The organism is Metabacillus schmidteae, from assembly GCF_903166545.1.
In the GTDB taxonomy this organism is placed as follows: Bacteria; Bacillota; Bacilli; order Bacillales; family Bacillaceae; genus Metabacillus; species Metabacillus schmidteae.
The window spans coordinates 573757-598968 of record NZ_CAESCH010000002.1 but is presented as its reverse complement, the minus strand read 5'-3'; the positions used below and the strand labels follow the sequence as shown (position 1 = coordinate 598968).

Sequence of the window (25212 nt, the reverse complement as noted above, 5' to 3'; positions counted from 1 at the left end):
GATAAGGTGAAGCACCTGATTTGAATAAATAGACGGAGTAATTTCGCTTATTTAATAATAATTATTTAAAAAAGCATAAATAGACGGAGAGATTCCGCCTATTGACTCGAAAAAGGCGAAAAAGGAGATTTTTGTATTGCATAATCGGAAAACCTCCCCTTATTTATCACGAAACGAGCTCCATTCTTCATCTAACCGGAAAATCTCCGCTTATTTTCCTTTTGCTGGTTACTCGGTTCAGGACAAGACATCCTATTAAAAGTAAGTGAGTCTTTATATAAATAAGGATTTTATACTCCTAATAAAGAATAATAACGATGGCAATTCCACTGTCATAGCGGCCCGTATTTTAAGAAAAGCACCTCAAAAAAGAATCCTTTAATTTGTAAGTGCCCGTTCTTTCACCAACTTCCCATCGTTATTCATCCTCCTTCCCCTCAAAAAAACCTCCTAAACAAAATGGAAGGTCTCTTACCTATACTATTCAATTACTTCAACTGCTCTTCGACTGCTTTTAACCATGTTGTGGCCATCAGCATGTTACCTGCAGAGTTCATATGTACTCCGTCTGTTGTTAAGTTGTAGCCTTTATTTCCTTCTAAATACTTTACAAAGGCTTGATGAGTTGGGACGAGTGTTGCTTCGAATTGTTTTGACATATCATTAACAACTTTAACATATTCTTTTAGCAGTTGATTTCCAGGAGCCTGTAACTTTTCTTCAATTACTGTTGGTTCCATTATAATAATGTGTGCGTTTGTATGTTCTTTTACCTTGGTTAGTAGTTCTTTGTAAACTTGTTCAAATTTCTCCACAGTTATCTGTTCAATTTCAGGGCGATCTAGTTGTCTCCAAACATCATTAATTCCAATTGAAATGGAGAGATAGTCAGGGTTATGTTCAATGACATCTTTTTGCCATCTTGCGGCCAAGTCTGTTATGCGGTTCCCGCTGATTCCCTTGTTTACAATGTTATATACTTTCTCTGGATACGTTGTGAGCAGGTAATCGTGAATGATTCTTACATAACTTACGCCAATTTTTTCCGGATCCTCTCGCTTTCCAGATGCCGTAATACTGTCACCAATAAAAAGTATTTTCTGTTGCTTCATCTTCTCTCCTCCATCTCCAAAAAAACGACTATAAAGCTGTTCAAGAAACGTTCGGATTTTCCTTTTAATCATTTTTATAGACATTAAATGTGCTCATTTCTTTTACTTCTCCATTCACAAGAATAGATAAAACATGCTTACCTGGATAATGCTTCCTTGTTGTTAAATCCTTAAAGGAGTGTTTTTTCACATATTGCTTTTTTTCCCCCGGCTTTATCATGACTTCCGAAAGCTGGAATTGTTTAATCGAAGGCTTGCCATTTGCTTTAATAAAATCGATGGAATATTCAACTCTTACTTTCCGTATTTTTGTATCTTCCGAAGCTAATTTGAATGAAAAAGATATTGTATCTCCAATGATTACATTTTGAGTTATTTCCATATCTAATATCGTCATTGTATTTAGTGGGCCTAATCCAAACAATTCAAGAGCTTCTAAGTTTCCCTTTTTCAGTAAGGTCCGTAATCCTTTTTTTAAAATCCAATTTGTTAATTCATATTCTCCATTCCATCTTTTCGCTAGTGAAAGAACGATTGCTGGATGATCTTTCGAAATATCATTTATGTTATTGGCAACACTTTTCCTTACATATAAAGAAGGATCTTCCTTCAAGTTTTCTAAAATTGGAAGAATTGGTGCAGGGTCATTCTTTAAATCTGTTAATACCATTCCCCATGGAAGCCTTGGCCGAGAGCCTTCACTAGCAAGCCTTCTAATATGCTCATTTGAATGACTGCTCCAGGTTAAAAATTGCCTCATCATTTTTTCTTGGTCTTTTACCACAAAAGGGCGAACGGCAAACTCAGATGTTGAATATTGCGTAAAAAACTCGAGGGCATCAATCGACACATCCCAATTATTTAATCCGTATACTTCTATGTAATCCGGAAAAATAATCCCGGTTAAACTCCCTTTAAAATGTGGGGCTACCTTTTTCAATATATCAACAACGTCTGGAAACTCAAGATTAATAGTAGTATGAAAACACTCAGTAATTCTGCGGACTCGTTGCTTTAACGTAAAGTCAGCCCAATCTCCTTCATAAATGACTGTATGAAACTTTTCTGAATCAAACGAAGGATAAGCACTCTTCAATTTCGATGACAGATCATTAATAAAAGCTTGATTGAATATGTTTCGAAGTTCCTCAGCCATATGTTCTCCCCTAACTTAGTGTTTAATAGATATTATTATATCACTTCTAACCCCAACCCAAAAAAGGTGACAAGAGCAAACTCTACTCGTCACCTTTTTCTATTCAACACATTGTTCATGAACATATATATGAACAATGTTTTAGAAGTGCATCTACGATTCGATCCGGAGAAAAAGGTTTCACCAATTGTACCTCTCTCCAAAAAAACACGCACAATCATAATTAATTAGTCAATCATTAATCCGATCTCCAGTTTTTTACCGTTCTGAAATGTCATTTCTATTTCAATTGCTTCTTTAAAACCGGAAAGTGTCATTTTACCCTCTATAATCGTTGGTGCTGTAATATCAATTGTCATTCCCTTTGAAAAAATATTTGTACATAGTCCACCTGAAATCATATTGCCAAGTTCACCAGCAAATGATTTTAACATATCACCTTCTAGTGCCATGCCAAACATTAATTCTCCGACAAAACTGAAAAAATCAACATCAGACTTATAGAGTACCTTACCTTTTATTGAGCCCGTTATCCCAACCAGGACACCAAAGTGACATGTTAACTCTGAACAAATGACAGGCGCTGTTATATTTTCATATGTAATCGGAAGAATCTGTTTTACGGACTCTATCGTTGATCCATTCAGATCTTCTAATGCGTTTGATACAGTCGTACTCAATACCAACACCCCCTGCTCTATTAGATAATGTCATAGAATGAAAGTTTCACCCCGTACTTATTTACTAGAATTAACCCTAAGACTTTTTTCTTATTATATAGTAAATCATTTCTAATGACATCACAATTAGGATATTTACTACTTGCCTGAGTTCCTAGTAATTTCAAAACACACTCGGATTTACTAGATATATCGACAAGCTTCTGCCATTTGTTTAGCTCCAAAAACTTCCATTTATTGCTCCGGTCCTAATGACGAAAGCTTTATTTTCTTATACAAAAAAAGCCTGCCTGTCATTCAGACAAACTGGCCATCATTATTAGTGCAAATTTACGTTTTTTTTCATCCATTGATAGATATCTTCACATACTGCCTCACGGTTCACTTCATTTAACATTTCATGACGACCATTTTCATAAAACTTAAAATCGATATGCTTTATATCATGTTTTCTTAATTGCTTTATCATTTCGTTTACACCTTTTGTATAACTCCCTACAGGATCCATATCTCCACTAAACAGAAAAAATGGCAGGTTTTTGTCTATCTTAGCTATTTCTTCATCCCTGTGAATCATATCAAGCCCATAGTATAAATCTTGGAAAAAGCCTGTTGTGCCTACTTTTCCACAATACGGATCATTTAAATATGTTGTTACTTGTTCAGAATCACGTGTCAGCCATTCATACTTTGTATTGGCATTTTTGAATTTTTTATTATAGCTTCCAGTTGTTAATTTTTGAAGAAAAGGGCTTTCTGCACGATTTCCCCACTTTTTGACCTGGATTTTTGCTAATTTCTTTGCAATCTTCAAGATAAAGCCTGGATTCCCACCAGTACCAGATAAAATAACCCCCGCAAGTTTAACCTGGAAACGCTGTACAAATCGTCGAACTAAAAAAGAACCCATACTGTGTCCCATAAGGAAAACAGGTAACTCAGGATACTGACCTTTTATGTGATCATAAACCTCCTTCATGTCATCAACTGCTCTTTCAAATCCGTCACTTTCGGCAAAAAAACCATAGACACCATTTTTTTCACCTGTCTGTCCATGACCTCGATGATCATGTCCTATTACAATAATACCGTTGGAATTGAGAAACATAGCAAAAGATTCATACCGTTTAATATGCTCTGCCATTCCATGAGCAACCTGTACGACCGCTTTTGGCTCAACCGACTTCTCTTCCCATTTACACACAAACACTTGATGTGCATCAGACATAGATAACCAGCTTTCACTTCTCATACCCTTCCCCCTGTCAATTGCCTGAAAGCCAGCCACTTCTACTTTTCGAAGTTCCAAAGCTCTTTTTTTGATGTTGTAATTGCATCTGCTCCCGCTTCAAGTGCTTTTTCTACTTCTTCAGCAGTCCGAATTAACCCGCCTGCCAGTATTTTTGTCTGTGTACGTTCCTTTACCTCTTTGATCATCCACGGCATCGCACCTGGTAATACTTCAATAAAATCCGGTTTTGTTTTCTCCACTAAGCGATAGCTTCGTTCCAGGGCATGTGAATCGATTAGAAACATCCTTTGAATGGCAACCACACCTTTTTGCTTTGCCTTTAAAATGACATTTGATTTTGTGGAGATAAGCCCGTAAGGTCTATACTCCTGACAAAGGTACTCTGCCGCAAAGTCATCACTTTTCAATCCATGAATTAAGTCCACATGATAAATGATTTTTTTATTGTGCTGATCTGCCAACTTATGAAGATTGGCCAATTGTGAAATATGCGTTTCTAAAAAAACACCAATCTGATAGTCACTGACCAGAAATCGTTCGAATTGTTTGATAGATGAGAAAGCCGGTAAAATTTTTTGCATGTGATCGCCTCACTTTATCTTTATGTTGCCTTTTTATTAGAATGACTTTGCTTGTTTCCCAAAGTCCTGATGAGTTTTTCTTATTATATTTTTTTCATCATAAATCCTTCCTATAAAAATGTCACCCTTTTCTACAAATTTCTTTCCCGGTACTTTATTTTTAATCATTTGGATAATTCAACCTAATTTGTTAACAATACCTGTTAGAACCCTTTTTTGCTAGGAGGTTTTTCTTGAGAACTCGAATTCCTAAACCATTATCTAATTTAATAAAAGAAAAACAAAATAAAAGATTTGATGAAAGATTGTCTGCCATCCAAGAGATAAATCCGAGATCTCAAGATCAAAAGAATGTAGAATTTATCTCACCCAACCTTAAATGGAACTTAGAGTATATAAAGAAAACAATTGGAAACAGCTCTGATATTGTTATTAGACATTTTAAGGCTGGACAAAGTGGACAAGTGGAAATCGGTGTTATTTTTACTGATGGTTTAGCTGACAAGACATTTGTTCAAGATTTTGTTTTAGACACACTTATGGTTCAAATTAGAAGTGCAGATGTTGATCATCCTATTCATTCAGATTTGTTTGAATTTATCAAGAGTCAATCTCTTCCGACCGGGGAAATCAAAGAAGTCATTCATTTTGAAACTCTTTTTTTCCACTTTTTATCTGGCGATACTATTTTAATAATTGACGGATTCCCTAAATGCTTAGCAATCGGCTCTAGAGGCTGGGTTGATCGCGGAGTACAGGAACCCTCTTCTCAAACAGTTGTTAGGGGCCCAAAGGATGGTTTTTCTGAAACATTAAGAACGAATACAGCATTAATAAGACGTCGGATTAAGGATCCAAATCTTTGGCTTGAGACGAAACAGCTTGGCAAAAAAACAAAAACAGATGTGGCCATTATGTATCTAAAAGGTGTGGCTAACGACAAGAGTGTAAAAGAAGTTCATATCCGTTTAGATAAGATTAAAATAGATGCCATCCTTGAGAGTGGATATATAGAAGAACTGATACAAGATAGTACGTTTACTCCCTTTCCAACAGTCTTTAATACAGAACGTCCTGATACTGTTGCAGCAGCCATCTTGGAAGGAAGAATAGCTATTATTGTTGACGGAACTCCATTCGTTTTAATTGTTCCTGCTCTATTAATCAATTTTTTCCAAGCAAGTGAGGATTATTATCAGAGAGCTGACATTGCGACACTTATTCGATTACTTCGATATCTTGCCTTTTTTCTTGCGTTACTTACACCTTCAGCTTATATTGCGGTAACAACCTTTCATCAGGAAATGCTGCCTACTCCTTTACTCATAAGTCTGGCAGCACAGAGAGATGGAGTACCATTTCCTGCGATTGTTGAGGCGATCCTTATGGAGATGACATTTGAAATATTACGTGAAGCCGGAGTGCGAATGCCTAGAGCTGTTGGTTCTGCAATCTCAATTGTTGGAGCACTTGTTATTGGGCAGGCAGCTGTTGAAGCTGGCATTGTCACCGCTACAATGGTTATTGTTGTTTCCTTAACAGCAATGAGCAGCTTTGTTTCTCCAACCTTTAATATGGGTATTGCTGTGCGTATACTTCGTTTTGGATTTATGATTCTTGCTGGAACATTCGGGCTATTTGGCATTATTTTAGGTTTAATTGCCATGGTCCTTCATCTTAGCAGTTTGAGGTCTTTCGGGATTCCATATTTATCTCCGAATGCACCATTTATATTAGATGATCAAAAAGATAATTTTTTACGATTTCCACATTGGGCATTATTTTCGCGTCCACGATTAATAAATCAAACGGATACGGATCGAGAGGATACACCTTCTCCGAAACCACCTACTAGTTAGGAGTTTAATGAATGTACAAGAAGTTACTCATTATCATTTGCATGCTTCTTTTCACTTCCGGTTGCTGGAGTAAAAAAGATTTAAACGAACTTGCTATTGTTACAGCCATAGGTATAGATAAATCAGAAGATGGTTATTCGGTTTCGATTCAAGTATTAAATCCGTCAGAACTTGCTGGTAATACAAGCTCTGGTCGAACGGAAGTTGTCAGATTTATTAAATCAGGTGAAACCGTAATGGAAGCATTACGTAAGCTTACAACCGATACTCCAAGACGTATTTATTTAGCACATCTTCGTGAGGTTGTTTTTGGAGAAGAACTAGCTAGAGACGGAATAGGTAAAGCACTCGATTTTCTTTCAAGAGATCATGAAATGAGAACTGACTTTTATATCACTGTTGCAAAAGGTTCCACTGCTGCAGATATCCTAAATATCCAAACAGCAATTGAAAAGGTACCGGCAAATAAATTGTTTAACGCACTAGAAAACTCTGAGAATGTTTGGGCAGCAGCAAAGACAGTTAAGTTGGATGAATTAATTAACAGTGTTGTTAGTAAAGGAAAAGAACCTGTTTTAACCGGTATTTATCATTATGGAAATGCAGAAGTCGGAAGCAGTATCGAAAATGTACATAATGTTTCACCCGAAACAGGACTAAGACTTGATTATCTTGCTGTTTTTAAGAAAGATAAACTAATTGGTTGGTTAAATATGGATGAAAGCAAAGGATTTAACTATATAACAGATAATATTAAAAATACAGTGGTAACCACTGAATCAGAAGGTGGCAAAGTAACAATTGAAACATTGCGTTCTAAAACCAAAGTAAAGGGAAAAGTGGTAAAAGGTAAACCCGTTATCGATATTTCTATTTCACCTGAAGGAAATATCGCTGATGTGGAAAGTAATATCGATTTATCAAAACCTGAAAATATCGAAAAATTAGAAAAAGGGTATAGTGAGAATGTGAAAGAAAAAGTACAAACCTCTATTCAAAAGGTCCAAACTGAATTCCAAAGTGATATTTTCGGGTTTGGAGAAGCCATTCATCGAGCCGATCCAAAGGCTTGGAAAACACTAGAGAAAAATTGGGATGAACATTTCACAAATTTAGACGTTCAAGTTCATGTCAAAGCAGATATTCGGAGACTAGGGACAATCACTGAGTCATTCCAGAAAAAGATAGAGGAGTAAGCATACATGTGGTCAACTGTTGGAATACTTCTTATAGGTATAATTGTTTGGCTTATTGAAGTTAAGCCTTTATTTAAAAGTAAAAACTATAGAGTGATTTTCGTCTATAGTTTCATAGTGATCATTGGATTAACATTAAGTATTCTTTTAGTACTTAACATAACAATTCCAACTCCTTTAGATTTTCTAAATTATATTTATAGTCCTGTTAGTTCATTGATCGAACGTTTTTTGTCATAGAGGTAAGGTGGTAGGTAAACATGCTTGAAAAAGGGAAGATTAATGCTGGTGAATTTGAAATTATTGTCATTATTTTTACTCTAGGGAGTTCCATTTTAATAGGGCCGTCTTTACTTGCCGCATATGCAAAACAGGATGCTTGGATTGCCTCCTTTCTCTCCCTGTTTATTGGTCTATTCTTTATTTTTCTATATAATCAGCTTTCATCCAATTACCCTAAAATGACGTTTGTAGAAATAACTGAAAAGATATTAGGAAAATGGGTTGGAAGTGCTGTTTCCTTTCTCTTCTTGTTTTACTTTTTGATTATTTCTGCAGGTTTACTTCGGGAGATTGGAGACTTCTTAACAACTCAAATCATCGTTGAAACACCTATTCAGATGATCATGATTGCATTTATTATCATTAGTATGATAGGTGTCAAATTAGGAATTGAGGTCATCAGCCGAACAGCGATCATCTTTTTCCCCTGGATGATTTTGATGCTTATATTATTATTTGTATTTCTTATTCCTGAAGTGGAAATTTCTAATATTCAACCTATCTTTGGTGAAGGATTTCAGGCTATTGCAAATGCTACCTACAGAAGTTTAGGACTCCCTTACTTAGAATTGTTCATTTTTTTGATGATTACTCCATTTGTAACAGACAAACATGGCTCTAAGAAAGCCTTTTATAAAGGGACAATTATTGGGGGAGTTATTATGTCAATCCTCATTATATTTACTATCTTAGTATTAGGAGCAGATTTTACAACAAGGCATGCTTACCCTTCCTATATATTAGGGAAACAAATAAGTCTTGGAACGGTAATAGAAAGGTTAGAAGTCATTGTTGCCATCATTTGGTTTTTTTCTATGTATTTTAAGCTGACAATTTGTTATTACGGAATCACTCTTGGCATAGCTCAATTGTTTAAATTAAATAGCTATAAAATCCTGGTTTCTCCATTAGCTTTTTTACAGGTTACCTCCGCTCTCATCTTATATCCGGATACAGTGTACTTTAAGGATTTCCTAGTTAAAACATGGACACCTTATTCCTTAACTATTTGTTTTTTCATTCCATGCTGTCTCTTAATTGCAACTAAGGTTAAAAAAACCAAAATGAACAAAGAAAGCGGAAGGTAAGGTCCTATGGAGAAGGCAAAGATTTCTGCAATTCAGTTGGTAGTTATTTTGTACATTTTTATTTTGGGTACAACCGTAATTTTCCCATTAGCTGCTGATGCTGACCAAGCTGCTTGGATTTCAATTTTACTTGGTATGGTTTTGGGGCTTCCCTTGCTTTTGATTTATCATTTTTTATACAAAATGTATCCTAATCTTGTATTAACAGAATATAGTAAGGAAATTTTAGGAAAGTACTTAGGAACCGCAGTCGGCATTCTCTATGTTGTATATTTTTTATACGGTGCAGCACGTGATGTGCGAGATGCGATGGATTTAGCCCCACTTTTTTTACACGGAACGCCCGTATCAGTTATAGGGATTATGTTTTTACTTCCTATACTCTATGGATTATTTTTAGGAATAGAAGTCCTGTTAAGAACGGGTGAAATCTTTATTGTTTATATTGTCTCAACAGGCATTTTAATGATTTTCTTTATTTTTATTTCTGATATTTTTCAATATGAAAATTTACTTCCTGTTTTAGAGCCTGGTTGGAAAAAGATTGTTGGTACTGCACTAAAACAAACTTGGATGGCACCTTTTGGAGAAGTCGTTTGTTTTACGATGATTTTTGCTTATTTAAATAAACCAAAGCTTCAATTGAAAGCTTCTTTTATGGGATATATTATAGGTGGTTTGTCTTTAACATTCTTTCATTTTTTAACGATCGCAGTATTAGGAGCTGACAGTAGAGGCACATCCATATCTCCTTTTCTAAGAATGGTACAAAAAATTGAGGTAGCTGAAATTATTCAAAGACTTGATGCACTTTTTATGATTTGGTTACTCGTAAATGATTTTTTTAAAGTCGCCATTTTTATGTATGCAGCGGTAATTGGCGGAGCAACCTTATTTAAAGTATCTAAGAATGTATTAATTTTACCATTTGGAGCAATTGTTTTTTTCACCTCAATATTTTTTGCAGATAGTTACATTACTCATATGGCTCAAGGTGACTTTGCCCTTGCATATATCTATCCTATTTTTGCCCTGGGCATCCCTTTTCTTTTATGTATTGTTGTATTTATTAGGAAGAAGAGTAAGAAGTAAGGAAAAGTGGAGTGCAATTCTGACCTCATTTTTAAATTTAAACATAAATCAAAAGAACATGAAAAAGAGACTTTCTCCCTAGATTCATGTTCTTTTTTTAAATTGAATGATGCTTTTTCGTTATTAGTTTATATTCACTTTTAAGTTCATGCAATGTTAATTCATATAATTGGCGATCATCTGAGGACTTAAAACAATTTAACTTTAATAGTTGTTGAATAATGTGGTCCTTCTGAAAGACAATGGCTTCTTTTTTCATATTCCCACCCATTTCCTTCACATCTTGTGAAAAACCCTACATTAGTTGGTTTTCCGTTATCTTATTTACATGTGCTTCTAACTTTGTTTTTAGCTCTTCGGACTTTTTCAATCCATTTGTCGCTTCTAAAAAGGAGTCCTCATCTCCATGGCCAAGAGATTGATCCACCTGAAATTTCAAATGGTTAATGTTTAGTTCAAGGTCCATTAAAGAAAGGATATACCCTTTTAGGAAGTACTTTTCTATGTCGTCCAATGCCATATAAAACGATTTTTCAGAATTAAGAATAACCATGTTATACCATCCCTGATCAAGGACGTATGTACGCTCATTTGTTACCTCTATAAATTCTCCACGTTTAATTGTCAACATATCTTCATGCTCTCCATCCGGACAAAAACACTCTACAAAGTGCTTAAACTGTTTGGTTACAATAAAATAATGATGCAAAGTCAAAACTCCTCTCTTAATGATTATTTTGATAGTTACCCATATCTTTACATTGTTTTGTCAAAGGACATTCATAACATCCTTGATTAGATTCGCTAACAAGATGTTTTATATAGTCAAGTTATTGTACTCCTTTTGGAATATCTTGATCTATCGGATAAAAAATAGACTTCCTTCCATCTAATAATGAAACAATTTCAACCTTTTCTGGTAGGATGCCCAAAGCTTCATGAGAGAACACCGAGACTAGATGGTGATATCTTTCCATCAAATGCTGATCTGCTTCTAAAAGAAATTTTTTTACTGAAAATGATTTGGTCGACCATTCCGCTAATTCAATTGTAATGCAAAGCTGCGATTCTATTCCCTTTACATAGGTGTATAGCTTTTCATATAAGAAAACCGGCGGTTGCTTACTTTTTGTTGAAAGAAACTGAAGCAAATGATCTGTTATCTTGGCTAAAACCATATAATACTCTTCCCCGGACGAAAAAAAGTCAAACCTGACATGGTTCCAGTGCTGGTATATTAACTTTAAAGCTGATAGCTTAGTTTGATCTTGTAATGGAAGCTGATAGTATGTATGAACAATTGTATTGATAACTGATTGGATATTTTGTCTCCACATCCGCTCTTTTTCATGCAGGAGTTGAGGATAGTAAACTTGATACGGACACATAATAAAAGACTCTAAATGATCTTGTATCATATATTTCTCTACTATTTGGTTGTTTTCATTCATCATTTAGAGAACACTTCCTTCCATTTAGTGATAATGATTATCATTATCTATTATTCTAATTGAAAAGTGTTCTCAATGTCAAGGTTACATGTTGTAAATAAAAACCGTTTTCGCATACATTGTTGTTGTTTAATGAAGGGATAGGTTGAAATTAGTTCGTTCCATTGCGCTACAGACACTCGCTTTCCGCGGGGAGGAAGCTGAGCCTCCTCGGCTTCGCCTGCGGGGTCTCAGCCTTTCCTCTACCTCCCGCAGGAGTCGAGTGTCTTCCGCTCCATTCCACTATAGAGTTAAAATAGTAATCATAAACAAGAAGCTATTTAAAACCCACCTTAATAATATGGACATAAAAAAGACCAGTTACACCAACTGATCCCAGAGTGGACAAAGTAGAATTGCTAGCCCTTCAGACTGATTGCTAACGTTTGCCTTTCGAGGCACGAAACCTTGTGAGGAGCGGAGTTACCGGGGGTGGTAATGAGCACCGCAGCAAGGTGAGTAACGAAGAAAGCGAGCGTTTGTCAACAGGCTGAGACCAGTTACAAAACTGATCCTTACATTACTTCATCAATTTTTTCATCATTTTCAAGCCGTTTTCAGCATTCGGGTACCGAAAGCTGAAATCAAAACGATTGGTTTGTTTGAGTACACTTTTAAAATGGGAAAATGTTTGAAAGCTTGCTTCACCGTGATAGGTTCCTATTCCGCTTTCTCCAACTCCTCCAAAAGGCAGGTATGGAGTGGCAATATGCATAAGTGTATCGTTAATACATCCTCCGCCAAATGAAGTCGACTCTGTGACTTGTTTTTCCACTTCATCACGATTTGTAAAAAGGTACAATGCTAACGGCTTTGGTCGGCTATTAATAAAATCAATCACTTCTTGTATGTGATCATACTCCAAAATCGGAAGTATTGGTCCAAATATCTCTTCTGTCATCAGAGGTGATGAAAGATCTTGCGGTATAATAAGAGTTGGATTTATCTTCAGCTTGTTTTCATCTGATTGGCCGCCGAACAATACCGTTCCATCTGATAAGTATTCCTTTAATCGATGAAAGTGACGAGCATTCACAATTTTTGTAAACTCCTCATTTTCAACTGCATTATCCCCATAAAAATCAACAATGACCTTTTTTAGTTCTTCAATAAATGTTTCTTTAATCTTTGTATGGAGAAAAAGATAATCTGGAGCAATACATGTTTGACCGGCATTTATTAGCTTTCCAAACACAATTCTCTTTGCAGCAAGCTCCATATTGGCTGTTTTATCTACGATACAAGGACTTTTCCCACCCAGCTCTAACGTTATTGGGATTAATCTTTTTGCAGCAGCCTCCATCACAATTTTCCCCACAGGGACACTTCCAGTAAAAAAGATATAATCGAATGGTTGATCTAATAAAATGCTTGTTGTCTGTACTCCGCCTTCCAGCACACTAACATAGGCTGGATCAAAGGTATCTTGAATTAACTGAGATAGTAAAGCAGATGTATGCGGTGTTAATTCCGAAGGCTTAAGTATAGCTGTATTTCCTGCTGCTATGGCTCCAATTAAAGGAGCAAGCTGAAGCTGAAACGGATAATTCCAAGGTGCGATAATAAGCGTGACACCATATGGCTCAGCGACTCTTATTCCTTTGGAACCAATATGTGTTTTTACTGTTTTTACCTTCTCAGGCTTCATCCATTTATCTAAATGCTTTAACGTAAATTTAATTTCTTCTAATAGAAAGCCAATTTCAGTGACAAATGCTTCTGTTTCTGATTTATTTAAATCCAGCTTAAGTGCATAACAGATTTCTTTTTCATTTTTTCGAACCTGATCGGCAAGTGCTTGAAGCATTCTTTTTCGGTAATCTATTGACTTAGTTTGTCCTGTCCTAAAAAAGTTCTTTTGCAGCTGTACAGCAGCTGTCACAGATTCACTAGTATGTTCGCTCTGTTGTACCATGACAATTCCTCCTTAGAGCCCACTATAGCCCTCCTTAGATGACAATGTCAAAGTATTCCCCTTTCCTACATGGGTTTTGTTTGCCCTTTTTGAATAGATGCTTTTTGAAACCCCCATTTTAACGATAGTAGTAAGCCGATAAATCCTACAGCACCTGCAGTCATAAATACGGGGAAAAATGTACCTTTTTCAGTAAATAATCCCGATATAAATGGTCCTAAAAAGATACCAATTGCATACACTGCCTGAAACAATCCCATTGCAGTGGCACGTTTTCTATTCGGAATAGTTTGAATCGCCATTCCCATTAACAACGGAATGGTCATTCCTTGGGCAAATCCATTTAAAGCCTGTGTCAGGAAAAGTACTTCCAGACTTTTCACAAACGGAATAATGGCTGAAAATAGAAATGTACCTAAAAATCCTACAACTAATATCGACCACTTTTGAAAACGTCCAGCTAAGTATCTACCCGTTATAATTGGTGCAATGGCATGAGGGATCATAAAACTAAACACCAAATAAATCAGATTCTCTTTAGAAGCACCAATTTCAAGTGCATAATTAGGTAAAAAGCCAAACATCGTAATAAATAATACGGCATGAGCAATTGCAGATAAGGTTGCTGCCTTTAATACGGCAGGCTCCTTCAATACATCATTTATCTCTTTCAATTCAATCTTATTTATCTCTGTTTTCTTTTTTGATTCTTTTATTTGAAACGCTAACAAAATCCCGAAAAGCCCAATCAGCCCCCCTAACCAAAAGGGTGATTTCCATCCAAAATGTGTTACAAGGTATCCACTTAAGCCCATACTTACCAGTTGGGACGCAACTGTAATAAACTGTACATTCCCCATCGCTCTTGTTGTATCTTCCTGTTTAAAATAGCTCGCATATAAAACAGTAAATGCAACCCACATAGATGCCGTAATGCCGGATATAAACCTTGATACAAGGGCAAATTCTATACTTTCAGTTAAGGCAAAACCAAGGCAACTAATCACTCCTGTCACAAGACCTATGATCACAAACGGCTTACGAATTTGCAGGCGATCTGATACAACGCCTACCGGCAATCTTAATAAAATCTGCATAATACCATAGCTCCCGACAATAAATCCCACCAATGTATACGTTCCACCTAGATAGTCCAGATATGAAACAAAAACTGGCACATAAATATAAAGTGTAAACCAATAAATAAAGGTAATCACAATAAACAACATATGATCATAGAATGAAAGCTTTTGAACACCTGTATCACTAGTCAAAATATAGCCCCCAGTAGATTGATTTATTTATGTATTTAGTTTATCTTATCTCCTTTTATGCATCTTTTAAATGAAAAAAGAGAAGAAAATCAACTTTACGTTAATCTTCTTCTCTTAAATGAACATGTTTAGAAATACACGACCCAAATCACAATAACGAGAACAATACGGTAGATCGCAAATGGCATTAATTTAATTTTATTAATCAATTTTAGGAAAAAGCGAATCGAGATTAGCGCAAAAACAAAAGCACTAATAAATCCGGCAATAAAAAAAGGCATGGCATCTAGAGTGAAATATTGCCAGTTTTTAAGAAGGGAAAGAAAACTTGCCCCCGCCATAATTGGAACAGCCATGATAAAAGTAAAATCAGCTGCTGCACGGTGGCTCATTCCTAATAACACACCACCCGAAATCGTCGAGCCTGAACGTGAAAAACCCGGCCATAATGAAAGACACTGAATAAGCCCAACTGAGAGTGCCTGCTTGTACGTAATTTGGTCAACCGTGTCAATCTTCGGTTCTTTTGGACCGAAGATATCAGCTGCGATCATTAAGACAGCACCTACAATTAATCCAATTAGCACTGTCTCAATGGAGAATAAATGCTCATCGATATAATCTTCAAACAAAACTCCCAACACACCTGCAGGAATTAACCCAACAATCACTTGTGTGAGCTTTAAACGATTTTGTGTAGTTGTTTTTGGCGCATTTTTGCTTAACCTGCTTAATCCAAGCATTTGAATAAATCGATCTTTAAATACTACGACAACTGCTAAAATAGATCCTAGTTGAATGACAATTTTAAATGTATTTGCAACATATTTTGTTAAAAATTCTTCTGATTGTAACCACATATCATCAACAATAATCATATGACCTGTTGAAGAAACGGGTGCAAATTCTGTTAATCCTTCTACTAAGCCTAATATAACAGCTTTTAAGATTGTAATAAAATCCATCTTTTAAGCTCCTATCATTCTTTATTCGGTAAACCCACAAATGTAAGTATACCTTCAAAGCATCTGAGATGGAACTTAATTTTTTCTTAAGATTATTCTTTTACAAATTCTTTTGTGCTTCTTACTGTGTCAATCTGGCGAACCATTTTTTCAATTTGCTCGCGTTTTGGTTCCAGAAACGGTGGTAGTGATAATTTTTCACCTAATGTTTCATAAGGCTCATCTCCCATAAATCCAGGACCATCTGTTGCAAATTCAAATAAAATGTGAGGCGCTACCCTTGCATATAATGATTCAAAGAAATGTCTGTTTACATAGCCGGATGTGTGGAACCCAATGTTTTCCATTCTGGAAATCCACTCTTCTAACACATTTCGATCCTCTACACGGAAGGCTACGTGGTGAACTGTACCAAAGCCTTGCATTCCTTGTGGAAGCATGACATTATGCTCGACAATAACCTGTGCGCCATTCCCACCTTCACCTACTTCGAATAAGTGGAAGGATCCTTCTTGGGCAATTTCTTTAAACAATAGAGCCTCTTCTAATACTTCTTTTAATTGGTCAAAATTTGAGATTCTTATATGAATTGGACCCAAACCTGTAATGGCATGCTCTAATGGGATTGGTCCCTTTTGCCAAGGTGTACCTGAAGCAACACCTTTATTCTTCTCATCAGAAATTAACTGATAGTGTTGATCATCAAAATCAACAAATGACAATGTTTTCTTTCCAAATTGCTCTTTAATTCCTGTGTGCTTAACCCCTAAGCGATCAAAACGGTTGATCCAATAATCCAGTGAAGCATCTGTTGGAACTCGGAAAGATGTTTTTGAAATTTCATTTGTTCCATGAACTCCTTTAGGAATTCCAGGGAAATCGAAAAATGTCATGTCTGTACCTGCACTGCCTACATCATCGGCAAAAAATAAATGGTATGTTTGAATATCATCCTGGTTAACTGTTTTCTTCACTAAACGCATTCCCAGCACATATGTGAAAAATTCATAGTTTTTTTCCGCACTACTCGTAATCGCTGTTACATGGTGTATACCTTTTAAATGGTTCATCTTATTCCCTCCATAAGCTTTATTGTTTCATTTATATGTTATTCTTATTATTCTTCAATGCACTTAATTAAAATATCTCGATTTAAAGATAATATATCATGAAATAACCATCGTTGCAAGTCATGGAACTTAGACAAAAATTTTATTTACAAAATAAAGTTCTTTACTGCAAATAAATTTGCATAGAAGGAATGAAAACGGACATTTCTTAAAAACAAAAGACAAGGATTTCTCCTTGTCTCTCAGTTATCAATCATGAAAATTAGTACCATCTGTTGTTGCTGTAATAATACCTGCACGGATGACGAAATCACCGAAGTGCTCGTTTTCTTGGCGCTCTTTTGCATAGCGTGGAAGAATTGTTCCAAGCTCTTTCAGGATTTCTGCTTCTCCGATGTTTTCACGGTACATTTTGCTTAGACGCGTTCCGTCATGTGCAGCACCTAAGTACATATTGTATTTACCAGGAGCTTTTCCAATAAAGCCGATTTCACCTAATGCATGGCGTGCACATCCGTTTGGACAGCCTGTCATACGGATCGTGATCTCTTTATCATTAAGTCCGTTTTGATCTACGATTTCATCGATTTTATCAATTAGTGTTGGCAGGTAGCGTTCTGCTTCAGCCATCGCTAAACCACATGTTGGTAACGCAACACATGCAAGTGCACTGCGACGTAATGCAGAATAATGCTTACCATCAGTTAAGCCGTATTTTTCAATAATTTCGGTAATTTTTTTCTTCTTTTGAGTTGATACATTTCCAATGATTAGGTTTTGGTTCGCTGTTAATCGGAAGTCGCCTTTGTGAACTTTTGCGATTTCTCTTATTCCTGTCATCAGCTTGTAGTCTTCATAATCTGTTACACGGCCGCCTTCAACGAATAATGTGAAGTTCCATTTTCCTTTCACACCTTTTACCCAGCCATAGCGGTCTCCGTTATGGTCAAAGTTGAATGGCTTAGCATCATCAAGGCTCCAGCCAAGACGGTTATGAAGTTCTTCTACTACATTTTCTAATCCTAAACGATCAACAGTATATTTGAAACGTGCATTTTTACGTGCAGAACGATTTCCGTAATCACGTTGAATCGTAATGATTTTTTCAGCAACATCGTAAATTTGTTCTGGTTTACAGAAGCCGATTACTTTTGCAAGCTGTGGATATGTTGCTTTGTCACCATGTGACATACCCATTCCACCACCAATCGCTACGTTAAAACCAACTAGCTTGTCGTTTTCAACAATCGCGATGAAGCCTAAGTCTTGAGAAAAAATATCTACATCATTTGACGGTGGTACTGCAATCCCGATTTTAAATTTACGTGGTAAATATAGCGGGCCATACATTGGCTCAACTTCTTCAGTATCAGGTGTACCTGCAACTCTTTCTTCATCAAGCCAGATCTCGTGATAAGCTCTTGTACGTGGTAGTAAATCATCACTTAGTTTTTTAGACCATTCGTACACCTCTTCATGGACGTTAGATTGATACGGATTTGCCACACACATTACATTACGGTTAACGTCCCCACATGCAGCAATCGTATCCATCATGGAGGCATGAATACCTTGAATTGTCGGCTTCATATCCCACTTTAATATACCGTGCAGTTGGAATGTCATACGTGTTGTAAGCTTTAATGTTCCATTTCCGTATTTATTTGCAAGATCATCCATTACTAGCCATTGGTCAGGTGTTGCCACACCGCCAGGTAATCGAACACGCAGCATAAATTGATAAGCTGGCTCTAATTTTTGCTTCTGACGTTCATTGCGAAGGTCACGATCATCCTGCAAATAGCTTCCGTGGTGCTTCATCAGGCGGTTATCATCATCAGAGATCCCGGCGCTTAGTCGCTCAAGCATGGATTCTTTTAGCGTACCGCGCAAGTAGTCACTTTCTTCTTTAATACGTTCAACATCACTTGGAGCGCCTTCTGGTGCTTTTAATATTTGGTTCGCCATGTTCTTTTAAAATCTCCTTTCAATCAAAGATCAATATACATCACGCTGATAGCGTTTCGTTTGCTGCATGTCGGCAAGGTAGCTTTCCGCTTTTTCACGGCTTAACCCGCCTTCTTTTTCAATAATATCGATAAGAGTATTATGCACATCATGTGCCATATGCTTCTCATCACCGCAGATGTAAACAACAGCACCTTCTTCAAGCCATTCAAATAATTCTTTGCTGTGTGCAAGCATCCGGTGTTGTACATAGACTTTTTCTTCAGTATCGCGTGAGAACGCAACATCCATTTTTGTTAAGACACCGTCTTTTATCCATTTTTGCCATTCTGTTTGATATAGGAAATCTGTTACAAAATGCTGATCTCCAAAGAACATCCAGGACTTACCTTCTGCACCAGTTTCTTCACGCTCTTGCATAAAGGAACGGAAAGGTGCTACACCTGTACCAGGTCCTACCATAATGATCGGTGTGTCCGGATTTTCTGGAAGTTTAAAGTTTTGGTTATTTTGAACATAGACTGGTAACGTATCACCAGGCTGAAGACGTTCTGCTGTTAAAATTGAAGCAACGCCATTGCGTTTACGTCCATGTGTTTCATAACGAACTGCGCCAATGGTTAAGTGAACTTCTTCCGGATTTGCTGATAGACTGCTAGAAATAGAATAGAGACGGGACGGCATTTTACGTAATATCGCAACAAAATCCTGTGCCGAAACATCCCATGGTCCAAAGTCACGAAGTAAATCTAATAAATCACGACCATCAATATATGCTTTTAATTCATTGATTTTCTCCGGAGCAACAAGAGCTTTTAAATCCCCATTTGAAGAAAGCTGTGCTGCTTTTTCAATAAGAGGCTTTGTAAGAACAGTAATTTCAAGCTTTTTGCTTAAAGCTTCTTTCAGTGATACTTCCTCTTTATTCACTGTAACCTTTTGATTTTCATCCCATTTTGTTGTTTCTAGAATTAATCCAACAAGCTCAGGATCGTTCTCAGGGTACACGCCAAGACTATCCCCTGGCTCATAAATTAGACCGGAACCTTCAAGAGACAACTCTACATGACGTGTTTCTTTATTTGAACCACGACCATTTAAATTAAGGTTTTCAAGGACCTCTGCTTTAAATGGGTTTGTACGAGAATAAGCTGATTCCACAGCAGCTGGAGTAGCAGCAACAGTTTGAGCAGATTCTGCTTCTGTTGAGGCTGCTTCACTTAATCCTGCATACACACCTTCAATCCATTCTGCAGCAGGCTCATCAAAGTCAAGATCACAGTCAATACGCGGGTATAAACGAGTTCCCCCAAGATCCTCCAACCGTTGATCAAATTCTTTTCCTGTTTGACAGAAAAATTCATATGAGCTATCACCAAGTGATAGCACTGAGAAGCGAAGGTCATCCAGCTTTGGAGCACGTTTTCCATGTAGAAACTCATGGAATGATAGAGCATTATCCGGCGGATCTCCCTCTCCATGTGTACTCACAACAATAAGGAGATTCTCCAACTTTTTCAAATTATTCGGTTTGAAATCACTCATCGATGATACAGTCACTTTGTATCCGCGTTCTTCAAGTGTTTTGCCTGACTTTTCAGCAAGGCTTTGGGCATTACCTGTTTGTGAACCATAAAGAATTGTAATATCTTTTGATACCGGCTTTACGTTAGCTTGAGCAACTGCTTCTACTACAGGTGCCTCAGTAGCAGCAGGAACACCAGCAGAACCAGACTGAGTAGCAGCTAGATATCCGCTCAACCAGACTTTTTGAGATTCTGTCAAAGTTGGCAGAAGACGATTGAGGAGCTCTGCTTGCTCCTGATTAAACGGACTGTTCATTACCTGAAGTTGCAACAAAATCCACCTCACAAAGAAATATACTTGTACAAATTATTTCATAATTCCTAGTTTCCATCATTTTTTGCTCACATACAAGTAAAAAATATAATTCATTTTACCACAACTCATTATTCCTATCAATAAAGTTGGAATTAATTGTGTGAAGAATTAAAAAGTTTTTTGTCATATTTTGCTTAATTTTTAAAAGCGAGATCTATATTTCCTCTCTTTATTTTCTCCTACATAAGGTGAAATTCGGAGGCATTAGTAGTAAATTACATCGGCGAAACCGAAACAAACCGTGCCAATCCAAAAAGCCCCTACTAGCCGCCTGCTATGCTAGTAGAGGACTCCAATCCTACCCTTCTATGTCCCGCCTTCTATATCCGATAAACCCGCTGAACATAAGAACAACAGCAATACTAGTTAATATAGTAAGAGAAACATAGTTTATTTCCTCAACAGGAAGCTGTGGAACATGACCGTATGGTGACAGATTCCCCATCCATTCCGGAAATTGAAGCATTTTTCCTAAATAAACAACGAAGAAGGAATATCCTAAATACAACCAAGCAAATCCGGAAAATTTAGGGATAACACCAATAACCAATGCAGCTAAACCTGTCATCGTCCATATCGCCGGTAAATAAACGGCCGCAGCTTTAAATAAGAGACTAAAAGAAATAGGGTCTTGCATGACACTTGCTGCTGCAGCCCAAAGTCCAAGTGTCGCTAAACATACCATCACAAATCCTAGTAAAATGGAAAGAAGTAAGTATCCCCCCAGTAGTTTAAACCGGGATACAGCACGAGTCAGTAAATTCTCTGTCCGATTTCGTTTTTCTTCACCCTTAAGTTTAAGGAGAATCATTAATGCGGGTACAGTACAGATCATTGAAATAACAGACATTAACATGGAAACAAATTGTTCAGTTAATGTTAAGCCCTCAACTGGAGATAGCATTTGACTTATCATCTCATTATTTGAAAAAAACGATTCTAAATCTCCAAACACTGATCCGTATGATACACCTAAAATGAACATTCCGATTGCCCATGTGATGATAGATGTACGTTGGATTCTAAGTGCCAGCCCAAACGGACTTTGCAAAAATCGTGTTGCATGCTTTCGTCCAGGTCTTGATGAAATAAACCCTGCGTCCAAGTCACGAATTGTATTTAAATAATAAGCAATAATTATAAGAACAATAGAAAGAAAGATGGTTAATCCAATCGGCCACCAATAATTGTTCACATATACTTCGGTTTTCAATCCCCAGCCTAATGGTGAAAACCAGGAAATTGTTTCATTACTCACATCACCGATTGCCCGTAATAAATAGGAGATTCCCAGCACTGCAAAGGAAAAGCCAATTGTCCCTCTAGCATTTGATGACACTTGAGCAAAAAGGGCTGTGACAGAGCTGAAAAATATACCTGTTGTTCCAAGAACAGTGCCGTATAATAAGGATCCTTCAAGATTCATACTATCTATTTGTAAACTATATAAACCTACGCCAATGATGACAGCTAGTAAACTATTCATTGCAATTAACACGATCATTGTCGCACTTAATGATGAAAGACGCCCAACAGGAAGGGACCGAATTAATTCCAATCTGCCTTCTTCTTCATCTGCACGTGTATGTCTTGTTACAAGTAAAATGCTCATAATGGCCACGACAATCGCAGTAAACAGCAGCATTTGATGTGCCATCATCGGTCCCTCTGTATAATGATCTAATCCATATCCTGGCCCAACCATCGCTGTCATGGCCGGGTTTTTCATGGTTTCAGCAATTGCCTGTCTTTCTTGCTCTGATTTATATAAACCTGTGAAAGCTGTTGCTGTTAAAATTGTGATAAAGGATAATACGATTAGCCAAACTGGAAAACGGATTCGATCCCTTCTTATGAGGAAACGAGTCATTGTTCCTGTTTCACTAAAAAGCTGTTTCCACATCCAAGCTCTACCTCCCGCTCTGTGTTTCATCATAATGGCTCATAAACAAATCTTCTAATGTTGGCGGATTACTCTCTAATTTAACAAGGCCAAACTGAGAAACATATCGGATCACCTCGTCAAGGTCCTTTCCATCTACTTGAAAAGAAAATTCCAAGTTCTCGCCGACTATTTCATGAACACCCTTCACCTTTTCAAGCTCCACAATAGGCTGTTTTGTTTGAATAACTAAGTTTGTTCTTGTAAGATGACGAAGCTCATCCAGTGTTCCAGTTTCGATGATTTCTCCGTGTCTAATGATCCCTACTCGATCACAAAGTTTTTCAACCTCTGATAAAATATGGCTAGAAAGAAGCACACTTTTTCCATCCTTTTTTGCTTCCAACACACATTCCTGGAACACTTTCTCCATTAACGGATCAAGACCAGATGTTGGTTCATCTAATATAAACAGGTCTGCTTCAGTTGAAAATGCTGCAATTAACGCCACTTTTTGACGGTTTCCCTTTGAATAGGTGCGACACTTCTTTGTAGGGTCTAAATTAAATCGCTGTATTAATTCTTCCCTGCGATTTTTATTCGTAGATCCCCCTTGCAGTTTCATGAATAAATCTATAACTTCACCACCTGTTAAGTTAGGCCATAGATTTACATCACCCGGTACATAGGCTAACTGCCTATGAATATCAACCGCGTCCTTCCATGCATCTTTTCCAAAAATCTTCACTTCACCACTTGATGCTTTTAAAATTCCTAATAATATTCGTATCGTAGTGGATTTCCCTGCACCATTCGGGCCAATAAATCCATACACTTCTCCTTGGTTTACTTCAATATTCACATGATTCAACGCTGTGAATTTTCCAAATTTCTTTGATATATTTACCCCTTTTAGGATCGACATTATTCTCCCCCTTTTATAAGTTTTGAAATATTTTAACTTATAAATTTCATAATATACAAAAACAAACTCCTTTTCAAGGTATTTTTGAACTCATTCATTTGTGATATTTCATATTTTTGATTAAACTAAGAATGAGGTGAAGAAATTTGGACGGATTTCAACGACGAAGAGAGCAAAAGAAACTGAATATATTAGAAGCAGCATTGCAATTATTTATGGACTTTGGCGTTCAAAAGGTATCTATTTCAGATATAGCGAAAAAAGCAAATGTATCACAAGTTACTATATATAATTATTTTGAAAGCAAGCACAATCTTGTAAACGAAGTTTTTCTCTACTATATTGATAAGGCATCAAGTAACTTTGAAAAAGTTATTCACAGCGACAAACCATTCCCTGAGAAAATTAAAATGATTATTTTTAATAAAAAGGAAGTTGCCAGTTCTATTAACGAGGAATTTTATCAGTATTTAATGAAGGAATACTCTTCAGAAGGTAATTATATAGAAAAAATATATGCCGAAAAAGCTGTTCCTTACCTTCATCTTTTATTTAAAGAGGGAAAAGATCAAGGCTATATTGATCAGAACTTATCAGAAGAAGCGATGTTATTTTATATTTATATGTTAAAAGATTATATTCAGCGGGAAGACGTTTATCAGAAGATCCTGCCACTTACTGAGGATATTACAAATATTTTTTTCTATGGCATTATGGGGAAAGAGCGGGAATAATGTCAATAAAAAAGAACTAGGCGCCTGAATTAAACTCATGCGCCTAAAACCCAATTTGATCAAATGTCTCACATCAGTTGTTTACTACCTTCATTTCTATAAGAAGGATCAGCAATTTTTTCAACCTCTAATTGACCATTTTCATAACTTACAACTGAAACACTGCAGTTATCATGTACTTGGAATTCTTTACTTTTTGTAACTTGAATGATGTAATTTCCGATCGTAACTCCATGTGAAAAGATGAGAATATTTCCACCTTCTGAAGCATGTTTTTCTACTATTTCTTTCACAGCCTGTTCTGTTCTTGTAAAAAGCTGTGCATATGATTCGCCCTCAGGTGCAGATGCATTTACATCAAGGCTGAATAATTTCTCAAGCGCATCCCCATATAGAGATGGTATTTCATCTTCCAGCAACGCTTCTAAAACACCAAAGTTCATTTCCTTCAGTCTTTTATCAATCATTAACGGAATATCTCTATCACCAATTGCATACTTTGCTGTGTCTTGAACTCGTTGGCTATCACTTGAGTAAGCCGCGATAAAAGGAATGTCTGATAAACCTTTTCCAACAGATTTTGCTTGTAAAATTCCTTTTTCAGTTAATGGTGAATCACAAAAACCTTGCATTCTTCTTTCAACATTATACTGGGTTTCTCCATGACGAACAAAATACAGTGTTACTTTTTTTTCACTAGCCATTATGTACACGTCCTTTTTTATCTATCTAATTGATATTTTAGCATATTGATCAAAAGTAAAAACAGCCTCACTAAATTTAATAGTA

The 25212-nt window shown here is 36.6% G+C and carries 23 protein-coding genes; 6 read left to right on the top strand and 17 right to left on the bottom strand.

The annotated features are described in order from the left end of the window. Nucleotides 1-488: 488 nt before the first annotated feature. The 5 genes from HWV59_RS23700 to HWV59_RS23680 form a co-directional block, all read right to left on the bottom strand. Complete coding sequence (locus tag HWV59_RS23700; protein ID WP_175640512.1) at nt 489-1112, bottom strand: SGNH/GDSL hydrolase family protein; 624 nt, start codon at nt 1110-1112, stop codon at nt 489-491. A gap of 64 nt (nt 1113-1176) precedes the next feature. After that, nucleotides 1177-2268 (bottom strand): hypothetical protein, encoded by a 1092-nt coding sequence (locus HWV59_RS23695; RefSeq protein ID WP_175640511.1) that lies wholly within the window; start codon nt 2266-2268, stop codon nt 1177-1179. Nucleotides 2269-2495: 227 nt separating this feature from the next. Next, a complete protein-coding gene (locus HWV59_RS23690) occupies nt 2496-2948 on the bottom strand; it encodes a chemotaxis protein CheX (protein WP_175640510.1) in 453 nt (150 codons plus the stop codon). A gap of 319 nt (nt 2949-3267) precedes the next feature. Next, nucleotides 3268-4200, bottom strand: coding sequence for an alpha/beta hydrolase (locus HWV59_RS23685; protein ID WP_175640509.1), 933 nt, complete (start codon nt 4198-4200; stop codon nt 3268-3270). A 38-nt stretch (nt 4201-4238) separates the two neighbouring features. Beyond that, entirely contained in the window at nt 4239-4781 is a 543-nt protein-coding gene (locus HWV59_RS23680; RefSeq protein ID WP_175640508.1) for a glycerol-3-phosphate responsive antiterminator, read from the bottom strand. Between the two features lie 233 nt (nt 4782-5014). On the opposite strand from HWV59_RS23680, the gene HWV59_RS23675 reads away from it, so the two are divergent. From HWV59_RS23675 to HWV59_RS23655, 5 genes are read left to right on the top strand one after another with little or no spacing between them, the layout of a single operon-like run. Beyond that, entirely contained in the window at nt 5015-6640 is a 1626-nt protein-coding gene (locus HWV59_RS23675; protein WP_407941653.1) for a spore germination protein, read from the top strand. A gap of 11 nt (nt 6641-6651) precedes the next feature. Next, nucleotides 6652-7836 carry a Ger(x)C family spore germination protein gene (locus tag HWV59_RS23670; RefSeq protein ID WP_175640507.1) on the top strand — a complete coding sequence of 395 codons (1185 nt, stop codon included), beginning with the start codon at nt 6652-6654 and terminating at the stop codon, nt 7834-7836. A gap of 6 nt (nt 7837-7842) precedes the next feature. Further along, a complete protein-coding gene (locus tag HWV59_RS23665) occupies nt 7843-8076 on the top strand; it encodes a hypothetical protein (RefSeq protein WP_175640506.1) in 234 nt (77 codons plus the stop codon). A 20-nt stretch (nt 8077-8096) separates the two neighbouring features. Then, on the top strand, nt 8097-9206 hold the full coding sequence (locus HWV59_RS23660; RefSeq protein ID WP_102228521.1) for a GerAB/ArcD/ProY family transporter: 1110 nt from the start codon (nt 8097-8099) through the stop codon (nt 9204-9206). 6 nt (nt 9207-9212) lie between these two features. Next, nucleotides 9213-10298: a GerAB/ArcD/ProY family transporter gene (locus HWV59_RS23655; protein WP_175640505.1), complete on the top strand. Its 1086-nt coding sequence runs from the start codon at nt 9213-9215 to the stop codon at nt 10296-10298. Nucleotides 10299-10395: 97 nt separating this feature from the next. Here the strand turns inward: HWV59_RS23655 and HWV59_RS23650 are convergent, their stop codons facing one another. The 11 genes from HWV59_RS23650 to HWV59_RS23600 all read right to left on the bottom strand — a co-directional run bounded on the left by HWV59_RS23650 (nt 10396) and on the right by HWV59_RS23600 (nt 23689). After that, the gene (locus tag HWV59_RS23650; RefSeq protein WP_175640504.1) at nt 10396-10557 is read right to left on the bottom strand and encodes a Fur-regulated basic protein FbpA; all 162 of its coding nucleotides are present in this window, start codon (nt 10555-10557) and stop codon (nt 10396-10398) included. A 36-nt stretch (nt 10558-10593) separates the two neighbouring features. Further along, complete coding sequence (locus tag HWV59_RS23645; RefSeq protein WP_175640503.1) at nt 10594-11007, bottom strand: hypothetical protein; 414 nt, start codon at nt 11005-11007, stop codon at nt 10594-10596. A 121-nt stretch (nt 11008-11128) separates the two neighbouring features. After that, nucleotides 11129-11752 (bottom strand): hypothetical protein, encoded by a 624-nt coding sequence (locus HWV59_RS23640; RefSeq protein ID WP_175640502.1) that lies wholly within the window; start codon nt 11750-11752, stop codon nt 11129-11131. 556 nt (nt 11753-12308) lie between these two features. Continuing rightward, entirely contained in the window at nt 12309-13703 is a 1395-nt protein-coding gene (locus HWV59_RS23635) for an aldehyde dehydrogenase (protein ID WP_175640501.1), read from the bottom strand. A 65-nt stretch (nt 13704-13768) separates the two neighbouring features. After that, nucleotides 13769-14977 carry an MFS transporter gene (locus HWV59_RS23630; protein ID WP_175640500.1) on the bottom strand — a complete coding sequence of 403 codons (1209 nt, stop codon included), beginning with the start codon at nt 14975-14977 and terminating at the stop codon, nt 13769-13771. A gap of 128 nt (nt 14978-15105) precedes the next feature. Then, complete coding sequence (locus HWV59_RS23625; RefSeq protein ID WP_175640499.1) at nt 15106-15942, bottom strand: undecaprenyl-diphosphate phosphatase; 837 nt, start codon at nt 15940-15942, stop codon at nt 15106-15108. Nucleotides 15943-16034: 92 nt separating this feature from the next. Then, nucleotides 16035-17012 carry a ring-cleaving dioxygenase gene (locus tag HWV59_RS23620; RefSeq protein WP_175640498.1) on the bottom strand — a complete coding sequence of 326 codons (978 nt, stop codon included), beginning with the start codon at nt 17010-17012 and terminating at the stop codon, nt 16035-16037. A 249-nt stretch (nt 17013-17261) separates the two neighbouring features. Next, complete coding sequence (gene cysI / locus HWV59_RS23615) at nt 17262-18980, bottom strand: assimilatory sulfite reductase (NADPH) hemoprotein subunit (protein ID WP_175640497.1); 1719 nt, start codon at nt 18978-18980, stop codon at nt 17262-17264. A 30-nt stretch (nt 18981-19010) separates the two neighbouring features. Further along, nucleotides 19011-20837, bottom strand: coding sequence for an assimilatory sulfite reductase (NADPH) flavoprotein subunit (locus HWV59_RS23610; RefSeq protein ID WP_175640496.1), 1827 nt, complete (start codon nt 20835-20837; stop codon nt 19011-19013). Nucleotides 20838-21180: 343 nt separating this feature from the next. Continuing rightward, entirely contained in the window at nt 21181-22785 is a 1605-nt protein-coding gene (locus HWV59_RS23605) for an ABC transporter permease (RefSeq protein WP_175640495.1), read from the bottom strand. Nucleotides 22786-22792: 7 nt separating this feature from the next. Next, entirely contained in the window at nt 22793-23689 is an 897-nt protein-coding gene (locus tag HWV59_RS23600) for an ABC transporter ATP-binding protein (protein ID WP_175640494.1), read from the bottom strand. A gap of 146 nt (nt 23690-23835) precedes the next feature. Between HWV59_RS23600 and HWV59_RS23595 the strand changes: the two genes are divergently transcribed. Then, nucleotides 23836-24423: a TetR/AcrR family transcriptional regulator gene (locus tag HWV59_RS23595; RefSeq protein ID WP_102228509.1), complete on the top strand. Its 588-nt coding sequence runs from the start codon at nt 23836-23838 to the stop codon at nt 24421-24423. Nucleotides 24424-24491: 68 nt separating this feature from the next. Here HWV59_RS23595 and HWV59_RS23590 read toward each other — a convergent pair whose 3' ends face one another. Then, on the bottom strand, nt 24492-25127 hold the full coding sequence (locus HWV59_RS23590) for a histidine phosphatase family protein (RefSeq protein WP_175640493.1): 636 nt from the start codon (nt 25125-25127) through the stop codon (nt 24492-24494). Nucleotides 25128-25212: the final 85 nt, after the last annotated feature.

What these genes read in the sequence shown, in the direction of transcription:
- HWV59_RS23600 (WP_175640494.1), bottom strand. Translation starts at nt 23,689, where the DNA reads ATGTCGATCCTAAAAGGGGTAAATATATCAAAGAAATTTGGAAAATTC.
- HWV59_RS23650 (WP_175640504.1), bottom strand. Translation starts at nt 10,557, where the DNA reads ATGAAAAAAGAAGCCATTGTCTTTCAGAAGGACCACATTATTCAACAA.
- HWV59_RS23625 (WP_175640499.1), bottom strand. Translation starts at nt 15,942, where the DNA reads ATGGATTTTATTACAATCTTAAAAGCTGTTATATTAGGCTTAGTAGAA.
- HWV59_RS23670 (WP_175640507.1), top strand. Translation starts at nt 6,652, where the DNA reads ATGTACAAGAAGTTACTCATTATCATTTGCATGCTTCTTTTCACTTCC.
- HWV59_RS23655 (WP_175640505.1), top strand. Translation starts at nt 9,213, where the DNA reads ATGGAGAAGGCAAAGATTTCTGCAATTCAGTTGGTAGTTATTTTGTAC.
- HWV59_RS23685 (WP_175640509.1), bottom strand. Translation starts at nt 4,200, where the DNA reads ATGAGAAGTGAAAGCTGGTTATCTATGTCTGATGCACATCAAGTGTTT.
- HWV59_RS23590 (WP_175640493.1), bottom strand. Translation starts at nt 25,127, where the DNA reads ATGGCTAGTGAAAAAAAAGTAACACTGTATTTTGTTCGTCATGGAGAA.
- HWV59_RS23700 (WP_175640512.1), bottom strand. Translation starts at nt 1,112, where the DNA reads ATGAAGCAACAGAAAATACTTTTTATTGGTGACAGTATTACGGCATCT.
- HWV59_RS23665 (WP_175640506.1), top strand. Translation starts at nt 7,843, where the DNA reads ATGTGGTCAACTGTTGGAATACTTCTTATAGGTATAATTGTTTGGCTT.
- HWV59_RS23680 (WP_175640508.1), bottom strand. Translation starts at nt 4,781, where the DNA reads ATGCAAAAAATTTTACCGGCTTTCTCATCTATCAAACAATTCGAACGA.
- HWV59_RS23605 (WP_175640495.1), bottom strand. Translation starts at nt 22,785, where the DNA reads ATGTGGAAACAGCTTTTTAGTGAAACAGGAACAATGACTCGTTTCCTC.
- HWV59_RS23620 (WP_175640498.1), bottom strand. Translation starts at nt 17,012, where the DNA reads ATGAACCATTTAAAAGGTATACACCATGTAACAGCGATTACGAGTAGT.
- HWV59_RS23640 (WP_175640502.1), bottom strand. Translation starts at nt 11,752, where the DNA reads ATGATGAATGAAAACAACCAAATAGTAGAGAAATATATGATACAAGAT.
- HWV59_RS23660 (WP_102228521.1), top strand. Translation starts at nt 8,097, where the DNA reads ATGCTTGAAAAAGGGAAGATTAATGCTGGTGAATTTGAAATTATTGTC.
- HWV59_RS23635 (WP_175640501.1), bottom strand. Translation starts at nt 13,703, where the DNA reads ATGGTACAACAGAGCGAACATACTAGTGAATCTGTGACAGCTGCTGTA.
- HWV59_RS23695 (WP_175640511.1), bottom strand. Translation starts at nt 2,268, where the DNA reads ATGGCTGAGGAACTTCGAAACATATTCAATCAAGCTTTTATTAATGAT.
- cysI (WP_175640497.1), bottom strand. Translation starts at nt 18,980, where the DNA reads ATGGCGAACCAAATATTAAAAGCACCAGAAGGCGCTCCAAGTGATGTT.